Source organism: Devosia insulae DS-56, assembly GCF_000970465.2.
Lineage (GTDB): Bacteria > Pseudomonadota > Alphaproteobacteria > Rhizobiales > Devosiaceae > Devosia_A > Devosia_A insulae.
In genome coordinates this window covers 1-1125 of sequence record NZ_LAJE02000393.1, presented here as the reverse complement: position 1 = coordinate 1125, position 1125 = coordinate 1, and the positions used below count along the sequence as shown (strand labels likewise).

Here is a 1125-nt window from a genome sequence, read left to right as displayed (position 1 = left end):
TATGTTTTTTGTGTGACTGTGCAGCGGCCCGCGGGCACCACCCCAGGGCCCCCCGTCGGAGGCGTAAGAGGGTGAGCGGGGACAGCACCCCGGGGGGACCGCCGAAGGCGGTGGAGGGGGCGGCACGAGGCGCCAGTTCGTGGGGTCGCCCCCTTCACCAGCTTTGCTGGTCCCCCTCCCCCGCTGCGCGGTGGAGGAGCACGGAGGGTCCGGCGCTTCTATCCTCGCTCCCCGCCAAGGGCGCAGACCTCAGAACAGGAACGACGCCGTTGCCGGGTTGGCGCCGACGCGGCCATCGCGCTGGTCCAGCCCGCTGATCTTGGCCATGTCATCCGCATCGAGGTCGAAGCCGAAGACGTCGAAATTTTCCACCATGCGCTCGCGGTGCGTGGTCTTGGGGATGACGATCAGCCCCTCTTGCAGGTGCCAGCGGATGATCACCTGGGCGATCGATTTGCCGTGCTTTTTGGCAATCGCGCTGACCGTCGCATCGTCGAGCATCCGGCCCGAGCCGAGCGGGCTCCAGCTCTCGATGAAGATGTTGTTAGTCTTGTGGAACGCGCGCTTGTCGCGCTGCTGGAACCGGGGGTGCAGCTCGATCTGGTTGACTACCGGCGTCTCACCGGTCTCGCCGATGATCCGCTCAAGGTGGTCCTGGTTGAAGTTGGAGACGCCGATCGACCGGATCCGCCCCTGCGTCTTCAGCTCGACCAGTGTCTTCCACGCCTCGACGAACTTGCCCTGGCTCGGCACCGGCCAGTGGATCAGGAACAGGTCGAGCTGCTCGAGCCCAAGCGCCTTCATCGTCGCGTCGAAGCTCGAGAGCGCCAGGTCGCGGGCATGCCCACCATTGCGCAGCTTGGAGGTGATGAACAATTCGCTCCGCGGCACGCTGGCGCGCTTGATCGCCTCGCCGACGCCTTCCTCGTTCTGATAACCCTCGGCGGTATCGATCGAGCGGTAGCCGCCCTCGATCGCGTCGGAGACGACGCGTGCCGTGGTGGCCGGGTCGACCTGCCAGACGCCCAACCCCAGTTGCGGAATGGAATTGCCGTCGCGAAGTTTGATGGATGGAACCGCTGCCATTTACTGCCTCCGAAGCTGAACTATGGTACAACCCGGCGG

1 protein-coding gene is annotated in these 1125 nt (G+C 65.3%); it reads right to left on the bottom strand.

What is annotated here, in order from left to right; all coding sequences use genetic code 11:
* Positions 1 to 249: 249 nt before the first annotated feature.
* The gene (locus tag VW23_RS26635; RefSeq protein ID WP_069912499.1) at positions 250 to 1086 is read right to left on the bottom strand and encodes an aldo/keto reductase; all 837 of its coding nucleotides are present in this window, start codon (positions 1084 to 1086) and stop codon (positions 250 to 252) included.
* Positions 1087 to 1125: the final 39 nt, after the last annotated feature.